Origin of the sequence: Amycolatopsis sp. NPDC050768, assembly GCF_040654155.1 — a bacterium.
GTDB lineage: Bacteria > Actinomycetota > Actinomycetes > Mycobacteriales > Pseudonocardiaceae > Amycolatopsis.
Genome location: NZ_JBFAHL010000007.1, coordinates 115,126 through 135,970, shown reverse-complemented (window position 1 = coordinate 135,970; position 20,845 = coordinate 115,126). Strand labels below are relative to the sequence as shown.

Here is a 20,845-nt window from a genome sequence, read left to right as displayed (position 1 = left end):
CCTACGACCACCGGCGGACGGCGGAACAGACCGAATCCGGTCCCGACTTCGCGGGCTCAGGGCTACCGTGGCGGGAATGACCGATTCGACCAGCACCGAAGACCAGACCGGCGCGCTGACGCGCAACGTCGAGGGGCACGAGGTCGGTGCGAGCGTGTCCATCATCCGCGAGAGCACCGACGTCGCCGGGTCCGGCCCGCGCCTGCACCGCCACCCCTACCGCGAGACGTTCGTGATCCAGCGCGGCCGCGCCCTGTTCACCATCGGCGACACCGAGCGGGAAGGCCGGGCGGGCGACGTGCTCGCGGTCCCCGCCGGGGTCGCGCACAAGTTCGTGGTTCTCGGGCCCGAGCGCTACGAAGCCGTGCACATCCACGAGAACGACCGGTTCGTGACGGAGTGGCTCGAGTAGACACTGTCCACACACGACGGCGCAGAGGCTCCGCACCCGCGTTCGCATTCGCACATTTGTCGGCGCGGTTCGCACCCGGCCGCCGAAATCGCCGAATCCGGCGCTGACCTGCGGAACCCTCCGGCATCGCGGAGGGCACGTTTCCACCTCGCGGAAACACTCCGCACTCGCGCCGCCGTGTCGTGAAACCGGCTCTGACCACCGTCGACAGGCGGGGCCGCCGCTGCCTTGACACCACGCTGGGCCGGACTCATCCTCACTTCTCTCGTTTCCGTTCGATGGAGGGTGTGATTCCGCATGACGGAGGTGCTGGACCGGACGACCGGCCGCGACGACCGCGACCGGCTGTTCGCCACCGCGCCCGGATCGGCCGTCGACCTGTCGGTTCCCCTGGGCCCGCTCACGCTCGCCAACCCGGTGATGCCCGCGTCCGGCTGCTTCGGGCCCGAGCTCGGTCCCCTGCTGCCGGTGCGGGAGCTCGGCGCCGTCGTGACGAAGACCGTGTTCGCGCAGCGCCGCTCCGGCAACCCGTCTCACCGGCTGACGGAAAGCGCGCTCGGCATGCTCAACAGCGTCGGCATTCCCAGCCCGGGCACGAGCCGGTTCGTGCACGACGTGCTGCCGCGCTACCGCGAGTTCGGCGTCCCGGTGATCGCCAGCGTCGGCGGGCTGACCGTGGACGAGTACTGGCAGGTCGCCGACGAGCTGGCCGGCGCGGAGTGCGCGGCCTTCGAGGTCAACGTGTCCTGTCCCAACCTCGAACACGGCGGGCTCGCCATCGGCGCCGACCCCGCGGCGGTCGAGGCCGTCGTCGCCGGTGTGGTGGCGCGGACGGAACTGCCGGTGCTCGTGAAGCTCACGCCCGGCGTCACCGACATCGGCGAGATCGCCCGCGCCGCCGAGCGGGCGGGCGCGACCGCCGTGACCGTGAGCAACACCTTCCCCGCCCTGGCCGTCGATGTGCGCTCGCGGCGCGCGGTGCTGGGCAACGGCGTGGGCGGCCTGTCCGGCCCGGCCGTGAAACCGCTCGCGCTGCGGCTGGTGTGGCAGGCCGCGAGTGCCGTCGACATCCCGGTCGTCGGCTGCGGCGGCATCAGCAGTGCCCGCGACGTCGTCGAGTTCCTCATCGCCGGCGCCACCGCCGTGCAGGTCGGCACCGCGACGTTCACCCGCCCCTACGCGATGGCCGAGATCGTGCGCGACCTCGCCCGCCACTGCGCCGAGCTCGGGGCGGGCGCCGTCCACGAGCTCATCGGAACCCTGCGCGCCTGAAGCCCTTCCCCTATCCCCCAGCCCCGTTCCCCCAGCCCCGTCCCCCTTCCCCCAACGCTGTGAGGAGTGCTCCACACCATGTCCGACGAAACGCTGGCCGGCAGCACCGCACCACCCGCCACGTCCGAAGACACCCCGGCCACCAAAGCCACCACGCGTTACGCCCGCAAGGCGGTGTTCGCGTCTTCGCTCGGCTACGCGATGGACGGCTTCGACCTGCTGATCCTCGGGTTCGCGCTCTCCGCCATCTCCGGTGACCTCGGGCTGGGCGGCGCCGAAGCCGGATCGCTGGCCACCATCACGCTGATCGGCGCCGTGGTCGGCGGGATCGCGTTCGGGATCCTGTCCGACCGCATCGGCCGGGTGAAGGTGCTGACGTACTCGGTGATCTTCTTCGCCGTGTTCACCGGGCTCACCGCGATTTCCACGAGCTACTGGGAGATCGCGGTCTTCCGGTTCCTCGCGGGCGTCGGCATCGGCGGCGAGTTCGGCATCGGCATGACGCTGGCGGCCGAAGCGTGGCCGGCGAAGAAGCGCGCACGGGCGACGTCGCTGGTCGGGCTCGGCTGGCAGGCCGGGGTGCTGCTCGCGGCGCTGGTCTCCGCTCCGGTGCTCAACGCGTGGGGCTGGCGCGGGCTGTTCCTGCTCGGCGCGTTCCCCGCGATCGTCGCCATCGTGTTCCGCTCGCGGCTGCACGAGCCCGAGCAGTTCACGCGCCACCGCGCGCTCCAGCAGGGCAAGCCGAAGGTGCCGCTGAAGCTGCTCGTGGCCGACGCGCCCACCACCCGCGCAACGATCGGCGTCCTCGTGCTCACGTCGGTGCAGAACTTCGGGTACTTCGGCATCATGATCTGGCTGCCCACCTACCTGTCCACGCAGTTCGGCTACAGCCTCACGAAATCCGGGGTGTGGACCGCCGTGACCGTGGTGGGCATGGGCGTCGGGATCCTGGCGTTCGGCGAGGTCGCCGACAAACTGGGGCGCCGCAAGGCCTTCTGGCTCTTCCAGGCCGGCGCCGCCCTCTCAGTCCTCGGGTACAGCCAGCTGTCGTCGCCGTGGGCGCTGATGGTGGGCGGCGCGATCATGGGCGCGTTCGCCAACGGCATGATCGGCGGCTACGGCGCGCTGATGGCCGAGCTCTACCCCACGGCGATCCGGTCCACGGCGCAGAACGTGCTGTTCAACCTCGGCCGCGCGGTCGGCGGGTTCGCGCCGATCGTGGTCGCGCTCGTCGCCGCGAGCTACGGCTTCGGCTTCGCCATCGGCGTGCTGTCCGTGATCTACCTGCTCGACATGGTCGCGATGATCTTCATCCCCGATCGTCGCGCCGAGCAGCTCGCCTGAGCCGCGCGCTCAATCGACAGGAGAACCATGCAGGTCGTCATCCGCGCCTTGTCCGTGCTGCGGGCCCTCGCGACGAAGGGCAAGGGCGCCACGCTCCAGGAGCTGCACGAGGAGCTCGACATCCCCGTGGGCAGCGCGCACCGCGTGCTCACCACGCTGATGGAGGAGAACTTCGTGACCCGCTCCCCCACCAACAAGCGCTACTTCCTCGGCCCGGCCGCGCGTCAGCTCGGCGAGCCGGCGCCGCACCGGACGGCACTGCTGGCCAACCCGCACCAGGCGGTGGTCGACGCCGCGGAAGCCAGTGGCGAGACGGTGTTCCTCACCGAGCTCATCGGCGCCCGCGCGGTGTGCGTCGCGCTGGTGGAGGGCCGCCACCCGCTGCGGCTGTTCGTGCGCATCGGACAGGAGATGCCGCTGCACGCCGCGGCGTCGAGCCGTTCGCTGCTGGCCTACCTGCCGGAACCCGCGGCCCGGCGGGTGCTCGAAACCCAGTCGCTCGACGCGTTCACGCCGGACACGCCGACCACAGTGGACGAACTCGTGGAGCACCTCGCCCTCGTGCGAGCCCGCGGGTACGACATCTGCGACGACGAGCTCGACCGCGGCGTCTGGGCCGTGGCCGCCCCGATTTTCACCTCCACGGGCGCGGTGGCCGCGAGCGTCACGCTGGCCGCGGCCGGCAACCGCATGCGCGAGGGCACCGCGCGCACGGTGGCGACGGACGCCGTCCTCACCGCCGCGCGTGAACTGTCCGCAGAGCTCGGTTTCGCCGGCGCCGAACCCACCACGGCGGTCGGCGGACCGGCGAGGAGCGCCCGATGAGCCTCGAGGACGACCTGGCCACGGCCACCGACACCACCACGGTGTTCCTCGACGCCGAGCGGCGGCGCGGCGAGCTGCGCGCGGATCTCGCGGCGATCGGCGCCGCGTTCACCACGCGGCCGTCGATCCTGCGCCGGGCGGCGGCGCTGCTCGCCGAGGAACTGCCGACGGCGACCGATCGGCTGGTCACCACGGGCACGGCCGACGCCGTCGCGGTCACCACGGCGCTGGCGTTGCACACCGGTCTGCCGTTCGCGGTCGACGCCGGCGAGGTGCACCGGGGCGACCGCGTCGCCGTCGTGACGCCGATCGCCGACGACCCGGCCGAGACCCCGGCCGACGCCACCGCCGCCGCGCTGGCCGACCGCGTACGCGCGGCGGGCGCCGAACCCGTCGTCCTGCTCAGCGTGCTCGCGGCCGACGGCACCCCAACCCTCGCGGGCACTCGAACCCCTTCGGAGAACCAGTCATGACCACTCCCGTCCAGGACGTCGGCGCCGCGGTGCGCAAGCTCGGCGTCAGCCCCGACACCTATGGCCCTTCGCTCGACACGCCCACCGATCCCGCCGCCACCGAAGTGGTCGGCTCGGCGCTGGCGGAGCTGCTCGCCAAGCACACCCTCGACCAGGTCGCGGTGTGGCACGGTGCCGACGACGCCGTGCTCGCCCACGTCGTCGCCCGGCAGCTGGGCGCCACGGTGACCCGCGCGTCCGAGCTCGAAGGCGTGGTCGGCTTCCACCCGCCGGTCACCGCCGGCACGCGGATCGCGCTGGTCGGCACCGCGTGGGAACCCGCTCGGCTGAGGACGCTGCTCAACCTCGCCGCGACCACACGCGCCGAAGTCGTCGCGGTGGCGGCGGTGCTGGCCACGCCCGCGCTCGCCGAGGTGACGGGCACGCCGACGGCGGCGCTGCTGACCGAGCTGCCGGGTGGTCCACGATGACCGCGTCCACCGCGTCATCGGAGTCCACTGTGGACACGCGGCTGCGCGCCGACCCGGACCGGATCGCGCACTGGCTCGACACGTTCGCCGCACTGTCCGAACCGGACTCCGGACCGGGCGTGACCCGGCTCGCGCACACCCCGCTCGAACGCCGCGCGCACGCGCTGTTCGCCGAGCACGTCAGCGGGCTCGGCCTCGACGTGCGCACCGACGCCGCGGGCAACACGATCGCGGAGCTCCCCGGCACCGTGGCGAACGCGCCCGCGCTCGGCACCGGCTCGCACCTCGACAGCGTGCCCAACGCCGGCGCGTTCGACGGCATCGCCGGCGTGGTCGCGGCCATGGAGACCGCGCGGCTCTACACCGAGCACGACGTGCGCCTGGCCCACCCTGTGCGGTTCGTCGTGTTCGCCGCGGAGGAGGGCGCGCGCTTCGGCCAGGCGTGCACCGGCAGCCGGGTCGTCGCCGGGCTCACCGGCGCCGCGGACCTGGAGACCAAGTTCGACGCCCTGGGCACGAGCCTCGCCGACGCGATGCGCTCGGTCGGCCTCGACCCGGAGGGCGCGGCCGGCGCGCGCTGGCACCCCGCGGACTGGGCCGCGTTCCTGGAGCTGCACATCGAGCAGGGCAGTGTGCTCGAGTCGACGGGTCTGCCGCTCGGCGTCGTCGACCTCATCTCCGGCAGCACCCGGCTGCGCCTCGACCTCACCGGCCGCGCGTCACACACGGGCGGCACGCCCATGCACCAGCGCGCCGACGCGCTGGCCGCGGCGGCCGAAATCGTGCTGCTGATCGAAGCCATCGCCACCGACAGCCGCCACCACGGCACCCGCGCGACCGTCGGCCGGCTCGACTCCGCCCCCGGGTCCATCACGACAATCGCCGGACAGGCGCAGCTGCACGTCGATGTCCGAGACGTCGACAGCGACCGCCAGCGCCAGACCGCCGCGGAGATCGTCGAGCGCGCCCACGCCCTCGCCGCGCGCCGCGGAATCGGTTTCAGCGCCCAGACCCTCGCCGACGCGTCCCCCGTGCTGCTGCCCCGCCGGGTCACCGACGTCGTCGCGGCCACCTGCGCCGAGCTCGGCTTCGCGCACCGCGTGCTGCCCAGCGGCGCCAGCCACGACGCGCAGATGGTCAACCACGTCACGCCGACCGGCATGCTCTTCGTGCCCAGCCGCGACGGCGTGAGCCACAGCCCCGACGAGTGGACCGACCTCGCCGACCTCGTCGTCGGCACCGAAGTGCTCGCCCACAGCCTCGTCCGGCTCGACACCGCGTTCCCCGTCGCGGGATCGGAGCAGTCATGACCACCACCGAAACCCGGGCCGTCCGCGACCACGTGACGCCCCTGCCGGCGACCGGCGCCGTCCTCCCGACCCCGACGTGGCACCACGCGGAAGTGCTGGAGCACCGTCCGGAAGCCGACCGCTACCAGTACCTGCGCCTGCACGCGCCGAGCATCGCGCGGGCCGCGACGGCCGGGCAGTTCGTGATGCTCACCGCCGCGCGCCAAGGAGAAAGCGGGCCCGTGCTGCCCCGGCCCATGGCGATCTACCGCCGCGACGCCGACGCCGGCACGATCGAGGTCGTCTACGGCGTGGTCGGCGACGGCACGCGCAAGCTCACCACGTTCTCCGCCGGCGAGACGATGCTCGTGGTCGGTCCGCTCGGCCGCGGGTTCCACGTGCCCGCCGACACCACGCGCGTGCTGCTGGTCGGGCGTGGCATCGGCACCTGCTCGCTCACCACCGTCGCGCAGGACCTCGCGGGCAGCGGCACCGAGCTGGTCGCCGTCGCGAGTGGACGGACGCCGGAAGCCGTGATCGGCGCTGACTTCTACCACGAGTGCGGCGCCGAGCGCGTGCTCACCGTGACCGACGCTCAGGGCACCAGCGAGATCGCGCGCCTGCGGACGGAGTTGACCTCCACTTTGGACAGTGCGCCGCCGCAGCGGATCCTCACGTGCGGCTCCGACCGGCTGGCGTGGCTGTGCCGCGAGCTGGCCGACCGCTGGGGCGCCGAGGTGCAGGTGTCGCTGGAAGCACACATGGCGTGCGGTCTCGGCTACTGCCACGGCTGCGCCACCGGAACCCGCGGCGGGCCCGAGGAATCACCGTTGATCTGCAAGGACGGGCCCGTGTTCCGGCTGCAGGTGCCGGCATGAGCCCGCTCACGCAGGCCCCGCTCGGCCACGCGGTGCTCACCGGCGTGGCCCCGTTCGGCGGCACCCCGATCGATCTCGTGGTGCGCGACGGCCGCATCGCCGAGCTGCGGCCCCGCGGCAGCGCCGACGAGCCGAACCGGTTCGACGCCGACGGTCTCGTGCTGCTGCCCGCGTTCGTCGACCTGCACACGCACCTGCGCGAGCCCGGCGGCGAGGACGCCGAGACCATCGCCACCGGCACCGCCGCGGCGGCGGCCGGCGGGTACTCCGATGTGTTCGCCATGGCCAACTGCAGCCCGGTCACCGACTCGCCCGAGCGGATCCGTCACGTGCTCGACCTGGCCGAGCGCACCGCGTCCTGCCGCGTGCACGCCGTCGGCGCGATCACCGAAGGCCTTGCCGGGCACCGCCTCGCACCGCTCGAAGCCATGGCCGCGGCCGGCGCGCGCCTGTTCTCCGACGACGGCCGCTGCGTCGACGATCCCGTGCTGGTGCGCGACGCCCTCGAGCTGACCAAGCGGACCGGCACGGTGCTCGCCCAGCACGCCCAGTCGGGCCCGCTCGCCGGCGCCGGCCAGATCAACGCGGGCCGCGCGGCCGAGCGGACCGGGCTGCCGCCGTGGCCGGCCACGGGCGAGGAAACCGTGGTGGCGCGCGACATCGTGCTCGCCGCCGACGCCGGGGCGCCGCTGCACGTCTGCCACGTGTCGACGGCGCGCTCGGTCGCGCTCGTGCGGTGGGCCAAGGAGCAGGGCTGGGCCGTGACCGCCGAGGTCACGCCGCACCACCTGCTGCTCACCGACGGCGAGGCCGCGAGCGCGGACCCGAAATTCAAGGTCAACCCGCCCCTGCGCTCCCCCGGCGACGTCCGGGCGCTGCGGGCCGCCTTGCTCGACGGCACGATCGACGCCGTCGCCACCGACCACGCGCCGCACCCGGCCGAGGCGAAAGCCGCCGACTGGTGCGGGGCGCCGTTCGGGATGACCGGGCTGGAGACGGCACTGGCCGTGGTGTCCGAGGTGCTGCACACCAGCCGCGGCGTCGACTGGGCGCTCGTGGCCGACCGCATGGCCCACGCCCCGGCGCGCATCGGCGGCATCGCCGCGTCCGCCGGCCGCCCGATCGCCGTCGGCGAGCCGGCCACGTTCACCCTCGTCGACCCGCGGGCCGACTGGACGGTCGACCCCGCCGACACCGCGGGCCGTTCGCACAACACCCCGTTCGGGGGCCTGTCCTTCACCCACCGGCCCGTGGCGACGGTCGTCGCCGGCGCCGTGACCGCCGACCGCGGCGCGTTGTTCACCAGGAGTGCCCGATGACCACCACCCGCACCGAAGCAGACCTGCTCGGCGAGCTGGCCGTGCCCGCCGACGCGTATTACGGCGTGCACACCCGCCGCGCCATGGCCAACTTCCCGATCAGCGGCCTGCCGCTCTCGACGCACCCCGAGCTCGTGGTCGCGCTGGCCCGCGTGAAGCACGCGGCCGCGCTGGCCAACCACGACGTCGGCCTGCTGTCCGACGACAAGACCGCCGCGATCGTCGCCGCGTGCGAGGAGATCGAGGCCGGCCGGCTGCACGAGCAGTTCACCGTGGACGTGATCCAGGGCGGCGCGGGCACGTCGTCGAACATGAACGTGAACGAGGTCGTGACGAACCGGGCGCTGGAGCTCCTCGGGCACTCGCGCGGGGACTACGCGCGGCTGCACCCGATCGACGACGTGAACCTCGGCCAGTCCACCAACGACGTCTACCCCACCGCCGTGAAGCTCGCGGTGCACGCGGCCGCGACCGAGCTGCTCGGCGCCATGGCCGAGCTGCGCGGCGCGCTGCACGAGAAAGGCCGCGAGTTCAGCGACGTCGTGAAGATCGGGCGCACCCAGCTGCAGGACGCCGTGCCGATGACGCTGGGCCGCGAGTTCACCGCGTTCGCCGTGACGCTCGGCGAGGACGAGCAGCGGCTGGCCGAAGCACTGACGCTGCTGACGGAGATCAACCTCGGCGGCACCGCGATCGGCACGGGGCTCAACGCGCACCCCGACTACGCGCGCCTGGCGTGCGAGCACCTCTCGCGGCTCACCGGCACGCCGCTCGTCACCGCCACCGACCTCGTGGAGGCGACGGCCGACGTCGGGGTGTTCGTGCAGCTGTCCGGCGTGCTCAAGCGCGTGGCGGTGAAACTTTCCAAGACCTGCAACGATCTTCGCCTGCTGTCCTCGGGTCCGCAGGCCGGGTTCAACGAGCTTCGGCTGCCGAAGGTGCAGGCCGGGTCGAGCATCATGCCGGGCAAGGTCAACCCCGTGATCCCCGAGGTGGTCAACCAGATCGCGTTCGAGGTGATCGGCAACGACACCACCGTCACGCTCGCCGCCGAGGCCGGGCAGTTGCAGCTCAACGCGTTCGAGCCGATCATCGCCCACTCGCTGCTGAAGTCGCTGCACCACCTGCGTACGGGCGCGCAGACGCTGGCGCGCCGCTGTGTCACCGGCATCACGGCCAACACCGAGTACCTGCGCCGGCAGGTCCGCGAGTCCATCGGCCTCGTCACGGCGCTGAATCCGGTGATCGGCTACGAAGCGGCGAGCGCGCTGGCGAAGCAGGCTTCGGCCACCGGCCGCTCGATCCACGAGCTCGTGGTCGACGCCGGTCTGCTCACCTCCGAGCAGCTCGACACGCTGCTGGACCTGCCGGCCGCCACCGCGGGATGACACCCCCGGGATGACACCGACGGCCGACACCGTGGCGACGGCCTTCGTTTACCTTTCGTTTACCTGGGTGTACTGCAATGAAACCTCCATCGGGTGACAGCAGGAGGCTTCATGAGCACGCAGACCCTCGGAGCTCTGACGCCGGACACCCACTTCGGGCACCTGGAAGACCGCCTCACCCGCGACTTCGCGACCGTCGGCGCCGAGTCCGTGCACGACCTCGTGGAGCGCGAACGAGCGCGCTTCACCGACGCGCCGATCCAGGCGTTCGTGCCGATCCTGGTCGAGCGCGCCGTACGGGCCGCGTTGGGCAGCCGGCCGCTCGCCTGAACGCGACACTGAAAATTCAGCACCCGCCACCGTCCACTGTGCACTGACCGTCCGGTGCGGCGGATCGAAACCGCTGCTCGGTAGGCTGTCGGGTCGTGACCGCCCACGACGACCAGACCGACTCGCTCAGCGCTCGTGTCGAAGAACGGCTTGCCGGGCTGTCGCCGGCCGAGCAGCGCGTGGCCGAGTACCTGCGCAGCCACCAGCAGGCGATCCTGCTGTCCACGGCCGGCGACCTCGGCGTGCTCAGCGGCACGAGTGACGCGACGGTCGTCCGCGCCGTGAAGGCGCTGGGCTACTCCGGCCTGCCGGAGCTCAAGCGCGTGGTGGGCCGCTACGTCGTCGGCGACACCAACCCGGCCACGCGCCTGCGCGAGCGAATCGAGCGGACCGGCGGCGACACCGACGCCCTGCTCGACCAGGTGCTGACCGAGTCGGTCGAGCGCCTCACGGAGACGCGCCGGCTGCTGGCCGACCCCGAGTTCACCGCGGCCGTCGACCTGCTGGACTCCGCGGCCGAGGTGCTCGGGTACGGCCTCGGCCCTTCCGAGCTGCCGATGCAGTACCTGGTGACCCGCCTGCACCGGCTCGGCCGGCGGGCCTGGAGCACGTCGGCCACGGGGTTCCGGCTCGCCGACGACCTGTTGCGCCTCAAGGAGAACGACGTCGTGGTGCTGTGCGTGCCCGACCGGCTCCTGCACGATGTCAAGACGCTCGTCGAGCACGCGCGCTCGGTCGGCGCGCGCGTGCTGCTCGTGACCAACTCCTTGCGGCCCACGCTCGGCGACCAGGTCGACGTCGTCCTCACGGCCGTGCACTCCGTGAGCGGCCTGACGCACGAGGGACTCGGGGCGACGCTGGTCGTCGACTGCCTGCTGGCCGGGCTGGCGCGCAAGGACCCGGCGGCCGTTTCGGACAACACCGACCTGCTGACCGCCTTGCGCACCGCCCTGGTGCCCCGCGACATGCGAGCGCGCCGGGCCGGCCGCGAGTGACCTGGGCTCAGCGTCCCATCTCGGCCGCCCGGTCGCGGGCCGCCTCGATCGCCGCCATCACCGCCGCGCGCACCCCGCGTTCCTCGAACTGCCGGATCGCGGCGATCGTCGCCCCGCCCGGGCTGGTCACGGCCGCGCGCATGCGCACCGCGTCGGCGTCCGGGACCTGGAGCATCTCGGCGGCACCGGCGGCGTTGGCCTTCACGAGCTCCTCGGCCAGCGGGCGCGGCAGGCCGAGCAGGATCCCGGCTTCGATCAGCGCTTCGGTGAGGAAGAAGTAGTACGCCGGCCCGCTGCCCGACAGCGCGGTGATGGCGTCCATGCGGGTTTCCTCGACCCGCACGACCTTGCCCACCGGGTCGAACAGCGACTGCGCGTAGTCGAGCTCGGCGTCGCCCGCGTACGTGCCCGCGCTGATCGCCACCACCCCACGGCCGACGGAGACAGGCGTGTTGGGCATGCAGCGCACGACCGGCGGCTTGCCCGGCAGCAGCGCTTCGAGGCGCGCGATGCGCACCCCGCCGACGGCCGAGACGAAGAGCTGGTTGTCGTTCACGTCGTCCGCGACCGCGGCGAACAGGTCGTCGACGTGGTACGGCTTCACCGTGAGCAGCACGGTTTCCGCAGTGCGGATCGCGGGCCCGGCTTCCGCCGTGGTGGTCACGCCGTAGCGCTCGCGCAGGTACGCCGCGCGCTCCTCGGCGAGCTCGACCACGACGACCTCGGCCGCCGTGAACCTCGGTTCGGTGCCGGCGAGCAGTCCGGCGAGCAGCGCCTCGCCCATGTTGCCGCCGCCGATGATGGCCAGTTTCGTCATCGCAGGGTGAACCCCGTTCCCAGTTCGTCGGCCGGGTCGAGCGTGAACACGCTCTCGCCGGCCAGGTGTGCGGTGCCTTCGATCTCCGTGGCGACGCCGCCGGCAGTGCCGTTGACGCCGGTCGGCAAGATCCGGCCGGTGAAGGTGGTGCCGATGATCGAGCCGTGGGTGAGCACGTCGCCCTCGCGCAGCCTGCCCTCCGCGGCGAGCAGCGCCAGCCGAGCAGAAGTGCCTGAGCCACAAGGGGAACGGTCGACCTGACCGTCGGCGAACACGGTCACGTTGCGCTGGCGCGGTCCGGTCGCGGTGTCGCCGAGGTCGTCGTAGAGGATCACGCCGTAGACACCGCCGAGCCGGCTGTCCGCGGAGTACCGCGCCCACTCCGTGCCGCTGAGCGCGGCCTTGACCTCGCGGCCGGCCGCCACGAGCTCGGTGTGGTGCTCGGGGACCACTTCGAGGCCGAACGCCGAAGCCGGCACGCACGCGTAGATCGCGCCGCTGTAAGCGAGATCGACCTTGACCGGCCCGCTTTTCGTGGCCACCTCGACGCCGCGGCCGAGCACGGTCGTGTCGACGTTGCGGAAGGCCACCTTCCGCACCTCGCCGCCTTCGCACGTCACAGCGGCGATGACGCGGCCCGACGGGACGTCCATCGGCACCTCGGTCACGCCGTCGGCCACCGCTTCGACGCGGCCGGTGCGCACGGCCCACGCGCCGAGCGCGATCGTGCCGTGCCCGCAGGCGGTGGAGTAACCCTCGCGGTGCCAGAACAGCACGCCGAACAATGACCCCTCGGTTTGCGGCGGCACCAGGAAACAGCCGTACATCGCCGAATGCCCGCGCGGCTCGCGCACGAGCAACTCGCGCACCGCGTCGATGCCCGGCGTCGACCGCGCGGCTTCACGCCGCTCCAGCACCGTCGTGCCGGGGATCTCCGGCGCCCCACCGGTGACGATGCGGAAGGGCTCCCCCGCCGCGTGGTAGTCGGTGACGGTCACCGCGTCCACTGTGGACCGTCCAACCTCTTTGTAGCGTTCATGACAGGTGACAGTACATGGTAGTTTTCACTACGGGAAGAGGTGTGCGCGCGGTCACCGCCACCACCCGACCGGAATACTATTCGTGCACGAATAGTTGAGCCGAACATGAAGACTTCCGTGCTCGCCCGGCACCGCTGGTGGTGGCAGCCGCTGGGGATCTCACTGCTGCTGGTGCTCGTGTTCATCGGCCTCTACGTCGGGTTCCAGCGCAGCCCGCGGCCCTACCAGGTGCCCGTCGCGGTGGCCGGGACCCAGCTGCAGACGCAGCTCGCCGGGGCGGCCGGGCAGGCCGTGGCCGTCGTGCCCGTCGCCGACCAGGCGGCGGGTGACGCGCTGCTGCGCCACGGCGACGCCGTCGCGACGCTGACGGACCAGGCCGGGCACTTGCGGCTGGACGTCGCCGGCGCGAGCGGCGCCACGACCGTGTCCGCGGCCGAGAAGCTGGTGAGCGCGTTCGCGCAGCACCGGGGGCAACCGCTGGTGATCACGGACGTGCTGCCGCTCTCGGCGTTCGACACCAAGGGGATGTCGGGCTTCTACGTGGCCTTCGGCGTCACGCTGGCGTCGTTCGCGCTGGCGCAGAACCTCCTCGCGGCCGCGCGGCGCGTCCGGCTGCGCCACCGCATGGCGGCGCTCGCGGGGTTCGCGGTGCTGTCCGGGATCGTCGCGGCCACGCTGGCCGGGCCGGTGCTCGGCGCGCTGCCCGCGCCGTTCGTGCCGCTGGCGCTGACCCTCGGCCTGCTCTCGGCCGCGACGGCACTGGCGACCAAGGCCCTGGGCACGTGGTTCGGCGCGATCGGCATCCCGATGTCGACGCTGCTGCTGCTCACCATCGGCAACTCGACCAGCGGCGGCGTGCTCGGGGTGAACCTCCTGCCCGAGCCGGCGCGGTGGGTGTCGGCCGTGCTGCCACCGGGCGCCGCGGTGCGCGCGCTGTCGGACCTCGACTACTTCCACGGCGCCCACCTGCTCGTGCCCGTTCTCACGCTGCTGGCGTGGTCCGCGGGTGCCGCTTTCCTGATCCACGTGCGGGAACGCAGCCGTACCGGGGCCGATGAAGCAGAACAGGCCGGGCCGGCCGGGGAGATCTCGGGTCGCGTCAGCGCCCCGGCGGTCCTCGTCGTGACGGATCCGCAGGGCGCCGTCACCGCGCGATCGGACACCGACGGCCGCGGCCGGTTCCACCTGACCGGCCTGGCCCCCGGCGACGTGACGCTGACCGCCGTCGCCGAAGGGTTCCTGCCGCAGACGCGGGCGCTGACGGTGCCGGCCAGTGGCGGCGCGACCGTGGACCTCGCCCTGGCACCCGCGTACGCCCGCGCCGCATGAGGCAGCCTTGACCCATGGACACCGGATCGGACCACGACACCGAGAGCGGCGAACGTCCGCTCGACGACGCTCCGCTGTACCTGCTGCGCCAGGCGCTGCGCACCTACACCGCGCGCTGGCAGGAGACCGTGCGCGAGCTGACGCCGCCGCAGTACGTCGCCTTGCGGGTGTTGCGGTCCTCCCCCGATCTCGACCAGGCGGCGCTCGCCGAGGCGACGCGCATCGACACGGCCACGCTCACCCCGTTGCTCGCCCGGCTCGAGGAGCGCGGCTACGTCGTGCGGCGCGTCGACCCGGGCAACCGCCGCCGCAAGCTGTTGCGGGTCACCGAGGACGGGGCCGGGGTGCTGCGCCGGGTCGCGCCGCTGGTCGCCGAGACCGAGGACACGTTGCTGGGTGAGCTGAGCACGGAGCAGCGCACGGCGTTCACCGACGTGCTGCGGAGGATCGCGCACGCCTGAGCGATGTCCCTATCGGTGGGGTTCGTGGCCGGTCCGGCCACAGCGCTCAGCGGCCCTCGCGCGACAGGCTGTGAGGACCACACCGTTTCTCAACGCCGCTTTCAAACAAGGAGTCGTGATGACCGAGACGATCGCCGGGATCACCGTGCCGGACACGCAGCTCGTCGCCGAGGTGACATCGCTGATCCGCGAGAAGTCCACCGAGCTGCTGTTCAACCACTCGCGCCGCGTGTTCCTGTTCGGCAGCCTGCAGGCGCGCGCCCTCGGCATCGACCCCGACCCGGAGCTGCTGTACGTGGCCGCGCTGTTCCACGACACGGGGTTAGTGCCGCCGTGGCGCAGCGAGCAGCAGCGCTTCGAGATCGACGGCGCCGACCAGGCCCGGGAGTTCCTGCTCGCGCACGGCCGTTCGGCCGCCGACGCCGACCTCGTGTGGACGTCGATCGCGCTGCACACCACGCCCGAGGTGCCCTACCGGATGGCGCCCGAGATCGCCGCGACCACCGCGGGCGTCGAGACCGACGTGCTCGGCCTGAACCTCGACCGCATTTCCGCCGACGACCGCGCGGCCGTGACCGCGGCGCACCCGCGGCCGGACTTCAAGCGGCAGATCCTGCAGGCGTTCAAGGACGGGTTCGCCCACCGTCCCGACTCGACCTTCGGCACCGTGAACGCCGACGTACTGGAGCATTTCGTGCCCGGCTTCAAGCACACCGACTTCGTCGACGTGATCGAGAACTCCGACTGGAAAGAGTGACGCCGGCCGGCCGCTGCCGCGCGCCCAAGGACGCGGTGGCGGCCAAAACGCTTGCGCGGTCACCACGATTGCTGTCATGATCGCGGTATGTCTGATGGAAAGGGCGTGCTCGCCCTCGCGCGTTGACCGCGCCCGGCGGGCCCGGAGCCCGCGTTCCCGCACCTCCCGAATTCCTTGATCCGCAACGGTCCCGGTGGCAGCTCGCCGAGGCCGCCCGAGCGGAATGGCTCGGCCACGCCCTGTCCTGCGAGCCTGCCGACCGGCCGGCCGCGGAAGCGGCGATCAGTGCGCTCTACGAGCTCGTCGACCAGCCTCCCCCGACGTTCGTGTGGGTCGATTCCCCTGGTGCGGCAACGAAAGTCGTACTACCGAGCCCCGCGTTGTCCCTCGCGTCAATGACCCGGCTGGAAAACCGGTTGGCCGGGTCGCTTTCGGATCTGCGTGCCCGGTTCAACCGCAGGATCGGCTTCTCCGAGAATGCGTGGCCACGGCCGACCTGGCCCGAAGAACCCCAGGAAGCGCTCGATCGTGGCTCCCTCGACTCGTTGCTGGCCTCCGGCGTCCGACGGTCGGTGCGGCGCAGCATCCTCGATTCCGTCGCCGGCACGATCAAGGCCGAACTGCGTGCACCGACCGGGATCGGCTGGTACGGCCAGCACGAAGCCCACTGGGTGGCGCACTACGACGCCCACCGCCGGATCGGTGTCCACTTCGGACACGAAGTCGAACGACAGCTGGACCTGTGGGCGGAAACCGTGCGCTCGTGCGGCTGGTGGTGGCCCCGCGACGACGTCTGCGTACTCACCGAACGCCCGGTCGTCGTCCGCACCGAACCCGTGCCCGGCTCGGAGTACGGCGAGGTGCGGGCGCACGCCGCCGACGGACCGGCCATCGCCTATCCCGACGGCTGGCGCGCGTATGCGTGGCACGGCACGCCGGTGCCGGCGTGGGTGATCGAAGACGTGACAGCCGAAGCCATCAACACCGAACGCAACGTCGAAATCCGACGCTGCGCCGTCGAGCGCCTGGGCTGGGACGGCTACATCGAACGGGCCGGCCTCACGTTCGTCGCGCGAGCACCGGACCCGGGCAACGGGGACGCCGAACTGCTGCTCTACGACGTGCCCCGGGCGCCGGGCACGATCGCGCGCCGGCTGCTGCTCACCGTCAACGGATCCGTGGAACGCGACGGCACGCGCCGCCGCTACGGACTTTCCGTGCCGCCGTGGTTCGACGACCCCGTCGACGCCGCGGGCTGGTCCTACGGGCTCACCGGAGCCCAGTACACCGGCCTGCTGCGCCGCACCTGACGCACTTCAAAATTCCAGCCCTTCGAGACCCCCCAAGGTGATCACCATGACTGAAACATCCACAATGGACACCCAGACCATCAGCCTCGCCGATCTCCTCGACCGCTCCGGCCTCGACGTGCTGGACCACCTCGAACGCCAGGTCGCCGTCCCCGTGCTCGACGGGCCGCAGGCCCAGGGCGACCTCATCGTGATCCCGCATGCCCTCGTGGCCCGCACTGTGGAGCTGAACGGCTGGGCGCTCTGGCAGCCGGTGCCGCCCAGCGGCTTCGAACTGGTGCGCGGTGTGGACGGCCGCAACCCGCACACGCTCGTGGCCGATCCCGGCACCTGCCGGTGGATCTCGGTGCACGACCCGCTGCGCCTGGGCATCGTCGTGTTCGAGAACACCGCGCCCGCGTACCTGATCCACCCCGAGCACGGCGGCAGCGGTGTGGCGCCGGGCCGGTGGCTCGTGCGCCGCCAGCAGGAGCGCGGCGTCACCCTCGCCCGCAACCGGCTGCTGATCGCCGACTGAACCCGGCCTGGACCTTCGAGTTGTACGTCCCTTGTATCCCGTTCCATGATTCTTTGCCCGGATTCATCCGCGGACGAGAGGACCAGGGATGCTCAGGAAGGTCGTCACACTGACCGCGCTCGCGGCGGTGGCGCTCGGCGTGGCCGCACCGGTTTCGGCCGGTGCGGCCACACAGGCGCTGCCCGCGGCGAGCATGGAGGCCGTGCTCAAGGCCGCGCAGATCGACCCGCGCCGCGCCGACAGCACGCAGACCCCCGGCGCGCACGACAGCGTGCTGCTGGTCGAGCAGGCACTTCAGGCCAAGGGGTTGCTCGACGCGAAGTACGTGGACGGGTACTTCGGCACCACGACCATCACGGGGTACTCGGAGTACCAGAAGTCGCTGGGCTACACCGGGATCGACGCCTCGGGCCTGCCCGGCCGCACGTCGCTGGAGAAGCTGGGCGCCGGCCGCTACACCGTCACCGCCGTGATCGCCGCGGGCAGCCACGTGACCTACCACGGCGTCACACTCAACACCCGCACCAAGGCCATGCTGGTGGCCGCCGAAGGCCTGCTCGGGCGGCAGCTGAGCCTCACGCAGGGCTCGTACAACCCGGGCGGCGTCGACGCGTCGGCCGGCACCCACGACGGCGGCGGCACGTTCGACGTCTCGGTGTCGGGCCTGTCCACCGCGACCCGCACGAGCGTGGTCAAAACCCTGCGCCAGGTCGGGTTCGCGGCGTGGCTACGCACGCCGGAGCAGGCCGACTGGGGTTACCACATCCACGCCGTCGCGATCTCCGACCCGGACCTGTCCTCGGGCGCCCAGCACCAGACGGGCGACTACTACCTGGGCCTCAACGGCCTGGCCGGACGCGGCGCGGACGACGGCCCGGCGGTGAACCCGAAGAAGACCTGGGAGGAGTACCAGCGCGGCTGACCGCGGCGTCCTCGCCGGTTCGGCAAGAGTCGGCGAGGACGTGCCGTGGTGGCACCCGCACCCTCGGCGGTGGTTGTATCGGGATCATCGACTACGGGGGTGTTTCCATGTCGAACAAGGCGTTCCGGTTCGGAGTGGTCGCGGCGGCCGACGGCAGCGGCGCGAAGTGGCAGGCCACGGCGCGGCGTGCGGAGGAGCTGGGCTACTCGACACTGCTCTCACCCGACAACCTCAACCTGCCCTCGCCGACGGCGTCGCTGGCGATCGCCGCGGCGGTCACCACGACGTTGCGGGTGGGGTCGTTCGTGCTGGCCAGTCCGCTGCGCACGCCGCGCGCGGCCGCGTGGGAGGCCCACAGCCTCACGCAGCTCACCGACGGCCGCTTCGAGCTCGGCCTCGGCACCGGCCTGCCCACGATGCGCCAGGCGGCCGACGAGCTGGGCCTGCCCTACGGCTCCGGCCAGGACCGGCTCGACCAGGTGTCCGAGACCATCGACCACGTCCGGCGCCTCGACGGCGCCGCGCACACACCGGTGATGATCGCGGCCGGCGGCCCCAAGGCCCGCCGGCTGGCCGCGGCGAAGGCCGACATCGTCACGCTCGCCGGCGGCGCGCTGACCACGCGCGCCGAGATGGCCGGCCACGTCGAGGAGATCCGCGCGGCCGCGGGTGCGCGCGCCGACGACCTCGAGCTGTCGCACAACATCTTCGTGGTGGGCGACGAAGCGCCGCCGTGGATCAGCCGGTTCCTCGGCGGCCTCGACGCGAAAACCCTCATCGAGCGCGATTCGCTCACCGTGCTCAACGGTGACCTCGACACCATGGCCGCCGAGCTCGAACGTCGCCGCGACGAGCTCGGGGTGTCGTACTTCACCGTGAACAGCGCGTTCGTCGAGGAGTTCGCCCCGCTCGTGGAGCGGCTCACCGGCAAGTGACCACGGGACCCTGGGTCCACTTCGGACTCAACGTGGTTGATGGTCACTCCCCTGCTCATCGCCGCCGGCGGTGTGCTGGTGGTCTACGGCTTCCGCGTCCTGCGCCGCCTGGACCGCAGCGCCCCGCGGGCCGCCTCCGCCGTGCGGCGCGTGTCGCCGGCCCTGGTGCTGGTGGTCGTCGCCGTGAGCTTGTTCTGGACCACGGCCACGGTCGCGCAGTGGTCGGGGTGCGGGCTCGCGATGGCGCAGGCGCGTTCGCTGGACCAGCTGCCGAGCGTGATCGTGGACACGAAGGAGCGGCTGTTCCTGCGCAGCCCGGGGATCGAGGAGACCGCGCTGCCGGCTGCGCCGGGACAGACCTTCCGCTACCGCTACCGCGCGTGCAGTTCCAGTTCCAGAACCAGCAGCCGTAGCGGCGCTTCGGCGAAGCCCGGTTGTGGAAGCCATCCCGGCGCGCGCCCGCTAACCTGGTGGGAACGGTGCTGACGCGATGAGGAGAACGAGTGAGCCGGGCGGAAGTTCGCGGGACGAAGCGGCAGTCCTCGCCGTCCGCGCGTCCCAACCGCCGCGCCGAGCTGCTCGCGGCCGCGGCCCGGCTGTTCCGCGAACGCGGCTACGGCGGGGTCTCCGTGGCGGACATCGCCGAGCAGGTCGGCATCACCGCCGGCGCGGTGTACAAGCACTTCCCCGACAAGCGCGCGCTGCTCGCCGAGCCCATCCGGGAGATGGTGCTCACCTGGCGCAACCGCGAGGTGCTCGCGCTGGCCCAGGGCGGCGACACCGACGAGGTGCTGCGGCGGCTGGCGACGTCGGTGGTCGGCGTCGTGCTGGAGCGCCCGGACGTGGTGCGCCTGTGGCACCAGGAGGCCCATTACCTCACGAGCGAGGTCCGCGAAGAGCTGGTGGCCGTGCGCGTCGAGGGGGTCGGCCTGTGGCTGCGGGTGCTGGTGGACGCACGGGCAGAACTGACCACGAGCCAGGCGGAGTTCCGGATCCGCGCCGCGCTGGGCCTGCTCAACAGCGTGCCCGCGCTGCCGCGGCGGCGCCTCTCGGCCCACGCGGCGACGCTGGAAACCGTGCTGCTGGCCACGTTGCTCGCGCCGGAACCGCCGAAGAGCCTGCCGGAAATCCGCGTGGTGGACCGGGAGTCACCGGCCGCGGCGGAGAACACGCGCAGCCGCGCGATCCTCGACGAGGCGGCGAAACTGTTCCGCGAACGCGGGTACCACGCCGTGGGCATCGACGACATCGCCGCGGGCGTGGGCATCGCGGGCCCGTCGATCTACAGCCACTTCCCCAGCAAGGCGGCCGTGCTCACCGCCGTGGTCGAGGAGATCGCCGACGAGCTGTGCTGGGGCGGCGCGCTGGCGATGGCCTCGGACGGGACCCCGCACGAGGTGCTCGAACGGCTGGTGACCACGCACGTCCGCACGGCGATCGCGAAGAGCGACCTGATCGCGGTGTGGATGACCGAGGAGCACCACGTGCCCGAAGACCTCGGCGAGGCCGTGCGCCGCGACCGCAAGCGCTACCTGGACTACTGGGTGGGCGCGGTGCTGGCGGTGAACCCGGGCGTGGAGGAAGCGGTGGCGGAGACCGCGAGCCTCGCGGTGATGGAGCTGATCGACGCCGTGGCGCGGTCGAGGCGGTTCGCCGCGGTGCCGGAGCGTCCCGAGTGGACGGTCGGACTCGCGCTGGCGGCACTGACGAGCGTGGCGGTCTGACGCGGACCCTCTGTCTTGAACAGACACCGTGGACGGAC

At 72.3% G+C, this 20,845-nt stretch carries 23 protein-coding genes; 21 read left to right on the top strand and 2 right to left on the bottom strand.

Going from position 1 to position 20,845, the window contains the following annotated elements:
• Window positions 1-76: 76 nt before the first annotated feature.
• The 12 genes from AB0H62_RS21740 (at window position 77) to AB0H62_RS21685 (ending at window position 10,995) form a co-directional block, all read left to right on the top strand.
• Window positions 77-412, top strand: coding sequence for a cupin domain-containing protein (locus tag AB0H62_RS21740; protein WP_220239340.1), 336 nt, complete (start codon window positions 77-79; stop codon window positions 410-412).
• 297 nt (window positions 413-709) lie between these two features.
• Complete coding sequence (locus AB0H62_RS21735; RefSeq protein ID WP_220239339.1) at window positions 710-1,684, top strand: dihydroorotate dehydrogenase; 975 nt, start codon at window positions 710-712, stop codon at window positions 1,682-1,684.
• 78 nt (window positions 1,685-1,762) lie between these two features.
• Complete coding sequence (locus tag AB0H62_RS21730; protein ID WP_220239338.1) at window positions 1,763-3,028, top strand: MFS transporter; 1,266 nt, start codon at window positions 1,763-1,765, stop codon at window positions 3,026-3,028.
• Between the two features lie 27 nt (window positions 3,029-3,055).
• Window positions 3,056-3,853: an IclR family transcriptional regulator gene (locus AB0H62_RS21725; protein WP_220239337.1), complete on the top strand. Its 798-nt coding sequence runs from the start codon at window positions 3,056-3,058 to the stop codon at window positions 3,851-3,853.
• Window positions 3,850-4,326, top strand: a complete 477-nt coding sequence (locus tag AB0H62_RS21720; RefSeq protein ID WP_220239336.1) for a hypothetical protein — start codon at window positions 3,850-3,852, stop codon at window positions 4,324-4,326. Before AB0H62_RS21725 ends, AB0H62_RS21720 begins: the two co-directional genes overlap by 4 nt.
• Window positions 4,323-4,796, top strand: coding sequence for a hypothetical protein (locus AB0H62_RS21715; RefSeq protein ID WP_360587717.1), 474 nt, complete (start codon window positions 4,323-4,325; stop codon window positions 4,794-4,796). Before AB0H62_RS21720 ends, AB0H62_RS21715 begins: the two co-directional genes overlap by 4 nt.
• Window positions 4,793-6,106, top strand: coding sequence for a Zn-dependent hydrolase (locus AB0H62_RS21710; RefSeq protein ID WP_360587715.1), 1,314 nt, complete (start codon window positions 4,793-4,795; stop codon window positions 6,104-6,106). The genes AB0H62_RS21715 and AB0H62_RS21710 overlap by 4 nt, the downstream gene beginning before the upstream one ends.
• The gene (locus tag AB0H62_RS21705; RefSeq protein WP_360587713.1) at window positions 6,103-6,963 is read left to right on the top strand and encodes a dihydroorotate oxidase electron transfer subunit; all 861 of its coding nucleotides are present in this window, start codon (window positions 6,103-6,105) and stop codon (window positions 6,961-6,963) included. The genes AB0H62_RS21710 and AB0H62_RS21705 overlap by 4 nt, the downstream gene beginning before the upstream one ends.
• Window positions 6,960-8,282: a dihydroorotase gene (locus AB0H62_RS21700; protein WP_360587711.1), complete on the top strand. Its 1,323-nt coding sequence runs from the start codon at window positions 6,960-6,962 to the stop codon at window positions 8,280-8,282. Before AB0H62_RS21705 ends, AB0H62_RS21700 begins: the two co-directional genes overlap by 4 nt.
• Window positions 8,279-9,670 (top strand): aspartate ammonia-lyase, encoded by a 1,392-nt coding sequence (locus AB0H62_RS21695; protein ID WP_220239331.1) that lies wholly within the window; start codon window positions 8,279-8,281, stop codon window positions 9,668-9,670. Before AB0H62_RS21700 ends, AB0H62_RS21695 begins: the two co-directional genes overlap by 4 nt.
• Before the next feature lie 111 nt (window positions 9,671-9,781).
• The gene (locus tag AB0H62_RS21690; protein WP_220239330.1) at window positions 9,782-10,000 is read left to right on the top strand and encodes a three-helix bundle dimerization domain-containing protein; all 219 of its coding nucleotides are present in this window, start codon (window positions 9,782-9,784) and stop codon (window positions 9,998-10,000) included.
• Between the two features lie 95 nt (window positions 10,001-10,095).
• Entirely contained in the window at window positions 10,096-10,995 is a 900-nt protein-coding gene (locus AB0H62_RS21685; RefSeq protein ID WP_360587709.1) for a MurR/RpiR family transcriptional regulator, read from the top strand.
• A 7-nt stretch (window positions 10,996-11,002) separates the two neighbouring features.
• Here AB0H62_RS21685 and proC read toward each other — a convergent pair whose 3' ends face one another.
• Both proC and AB0H62_RS21675 read right to left on the bottom strand, forming a co-directional pair.
• Window positions 11,003-11,812, bottom strand: coding sequence for a pyrroline-5-carboxylate reductase (gene proC, locus AB0H62_RS21680; RefSeq protein WP_360587708.1), 810 nt, complete (start codon window positions 11,810-11,812; stop codon window positions 11,003-11,005).
• Complete coding sequence (locus AB0H62_RS21675) at window positions 11,809-12,810, bottom strand: proline racemase family protein (RefSeq protein ID WP_360587706.1); 1,002 nt, start codon at window positions 12,808-12,810, stop codon at window positions 11,809-11,811. The genes proC and AB0H62_RS21675 overlap by 4 nt, the downstream gene beginning before the upstream one ends.
• A gap of 147 nt (window positions 12,811-12,957) precedes the next feature.
• On the opposite strand from AB0H62_RS21675, the gene AB0H62_RS21670 reads away from it, so the two are divergent.
• The 9 genes from AB0H62_RS21670 (at window position 12,958) to AB0H62_RS21630 (ending at window position 20,807) form a co-directional block, all read left to right on the top strand.
• Window positions 12,958-14,181 carry a carboxypeptidase-like regulatory domain-containing protein gene (locus tag AB0H62_RS21670; RefSeq protein WP_360587704.1) on the top strand — a complete coding sequence of 408 codons (1,224 nt, stop codon included), beginning with the start codon at window positions 12,958-12,960 and terminating at the stop codon, window positions 14,179-14,181.
• Window positions 14,182-14,195: 14 nt separating this feature from the next.
• The gene (locus AB0H62_RS21665) at window positions 14,196-14,642 is read left to right on the top strand and encodes a MarR family transcriptional regulator (protein WP_360587702.1); all 447 of its coding nucleotides are present in this window, start codon (window positions 14,196-14,198) and stop codon (window positions 14,640-14,642) included.
• Between the two features lie 118 nt (window positions 14,643-14,760).
• Window positions 14,761-15,399: an HD domain-containing protein gene (locus AB0H62_RS21660; RefSeq protein ID WP_220239324.1), complete on the top strand. Its 639-nt coding sequence runs from the start codon at window positions 14,761-14,763 to the stop codon at window positions 15,397-15,399.
• Between the two features lie 395 nt (window positions 15,400-15,794).
• A complete protein-coding gene (locus AB0H62_RS21655; protein ID WP_360587699.1) occupies window positions 15,795-16,709 on the top strand; it encodes a DUF6745 domain-containing protein in 915 nt (304 codons plus the stop codon).
• A 46-nt stretch (window positions 16,710-16,755) separates the two neighbouring features.
• Window positions 16,756-17,226, top strand: coding sequence for a hypothetical protein (locus tag AB0H62_RS21650; RefSeq protein WP_255637812.1), 471 nt, complete (start codon window positions 16,756-16,758; stop codon window positions 17,224-17,226).
• A gap of 88 nt (window positions 17,227-17,314) precedes the next feature.
• The gene (locus AB0H62_RS21645) at window positions 17,315-18,148 is read left to right on the top strand and encodes a peptidoglycan-binding protein (RefSeq protein ID WP_220239322.1); all 834 of its coding nucleotides are present in this window, start codon (window positions 17,315-17,317) and stop codon (window positions 18,146-18,148) included.
• A gap of 107 nt (window positions 18,149-18,255) precedes the next feature.
• Window positions 18,256-19,083 carry an LLM class flavin-dependent oxidoreductase gene (locus AB0H62_RS21640; RefSeq protein WP_360587697.1) on the top strand — a complete coding sequence of 276 codons (828 nt, stop codon included), beginning with the start codon at window positions 18,256-18,258 and terminating at the stop codon, window positions 19,081-19,083.
• Window positions 19,084-19,122: 39 nt separating this feature from the next.
• On the top strand, window positions 19,123-19,569 hold the full coding sequence (locus AB0H62_RS21635; protein ID WP_360587695.1) for a hypothetical protein: 447 nt from the start codon (window positions 19,123-19,125) through the stop codon (window positions 19,567-19,569).
• A gap of 17 nt (window positions 19,570-19,586) precedes the next feature.
• Window positions 19,587-20,807, top strand: a complete 1,221-nt coding sequence (locus AB0H62_RS21630) for a TetR family transcriptional regulator (RefSeq protein WP_360587693.1) — start codon at window positions 19,587-19,589, stop codon at window positions 20,805-20,807.
• The last annotated feature ends 38 nt before the right edge of the window (window positions 20,808-20,845 follow it).

Excerpts from the sequence above, each read along its gene's own strand:
- AB0H62_RS21655 (WP_360587699.1), top strand. The coding sequence starts at position 15,795 with ATGACCCGGCTGGAAAACCGGTTGGCCGGGTCGCTTTCGGATCTGCGT.
- AB0H62_RS21710 (WP_360587715.1), top strand. The coding sequence starts at position 4,793 with ATGACCGCGTCCACCGCGTCATCGGAGTCCACTGTGGACACGCGGCTG.
- AB0H62_RS21640 (WP_360587697.1), top strand. The coding sequence starts at position 18,256 with ATGTCGAACAAGGCGTTCCGGTTCGGAGTGGTCGCGGCGGCCGACGGC.
- AB0H62_RS21700 (WP_360587711.1), top strand. The coding sequence starts at position 6,960 with ATGAGCCCGCTCACGCAGGCCCCGCTCGGCCACGCGGTGCTCACCGGC.
- AB0H62_RS21735 (WP_220239339.1), top strand. The coding sequence starts at position 710 with ATGACGGAGGTGCTGGACCGGACGACCGGCCGCGACGACCGCGACCGG.
- AB0H62_RS21725 (WP_220239337.1), top strand. The coding sequence starts at position 3,056 with ATGCAGGTCGTCATCCGCGCCTTGTCCGTGCTGCGGGCCCTCGCGACG.
- AB0H62_RS21720 (WP_220239336.1), top strand. The coding sequence starts at position 3,850 with ATGAGCCTCGAGGACGACCTGGCCACGGCCACCGACACCACCACGGTG.
- AB0H62_RS21650 (WP_255637812.1), top strand. The coding sequence starts at position 16,756 with ATGACTGAAACATCCACAATGGACACCCAGACCATCAGCCTCGCCGAT.
- AB0H62_RS21690 (WP_220239330.1), top strand. The coding sequence starts at position 9,782 with ATGAGCACGCAGACCCTCGGAGCTCTGACGCCGGACACCCACTTCGGG.
- AB0H62_RS21660 (WP_220239324.1), top strand. The coding sequence starts at position 14,761 with ATGACCGAGACGATCGCCGGGATCACCGTGCCGGACACGCAGCTCGTC.
- AB0H62_RS21740 (WP_220239340.1), top strand. The coding sequence starts at position 77 with ATGACCGATTCGACCAGCACCGAAGACCAGACCGGCGCGCTGACGCGC.
- AB0H62_RS21730 (WP_220239338.1), top strand. The coding sequence starts at position 1,763 with ATGTCCGACGAAACGCTGGCCGGCAGCACCGCACCACCCGCCACGTCC.
- AB0H62_RS21670 (WP_360587704.1), top strand. The coding sequence starts at position 12,958 with ATGAAGACTTCCGTGCTCGCCCGGCACCGCTGGTGGTGGCAGCCGCTG.
- AB0H62_RS21665 (WP_360587702.1), top strand. The coding sequence starts at position 14,196 with ATGGACACCGGATCGGACCACGACACCGAGAGCGGCGAACGTCCGCTC.
- AB0H62_RS21635 (WP_360587695.1), top strand. The coding sequence starts at position 19,123 with ATGGTCACTCCCCTGCTCATCGCCGCCGGCGGTGTGCTGGTGGTCTAC.
- AB0H62_RS21645 (WP_220239322.1), top strand. The coding sequence starts at position 17,315 with ATGCTCAGGAAGGTCGTCACACTGACCGCGCTCGCGGCGGTGGCGCTC.
- AB0H62_RS21695 (WP_220239331.1), top strand. The coding sequence starts at position 8,279 with ATGACCACCACCCGCACCGAAGCAGACCTGCTCGGCGAGCTGGCCGTG.
- proC (WP_360587708.1), bottom strand. The coding sequence starts at position 11,812 with ATGACGAAACTGGCCATCATCGGCGGCGGCAACATGGGCGAGGCGCTG.
- AB0H62_RS21715 (WP_360587717.1), top strand. The coding sequence starts at position 4,323 with ATGACCACTCCCGTCCAGGACGTCGGCGCCGCGGTGCGCAAGCTCGGC.
- AB0H62_RS21705 (WP_360587713.1), top strand. The coding sequence starts at position 6,103 with ATGACCACCACCGAAACCCGGGCCGTCCGCGACCACGTGACGCCCCTG.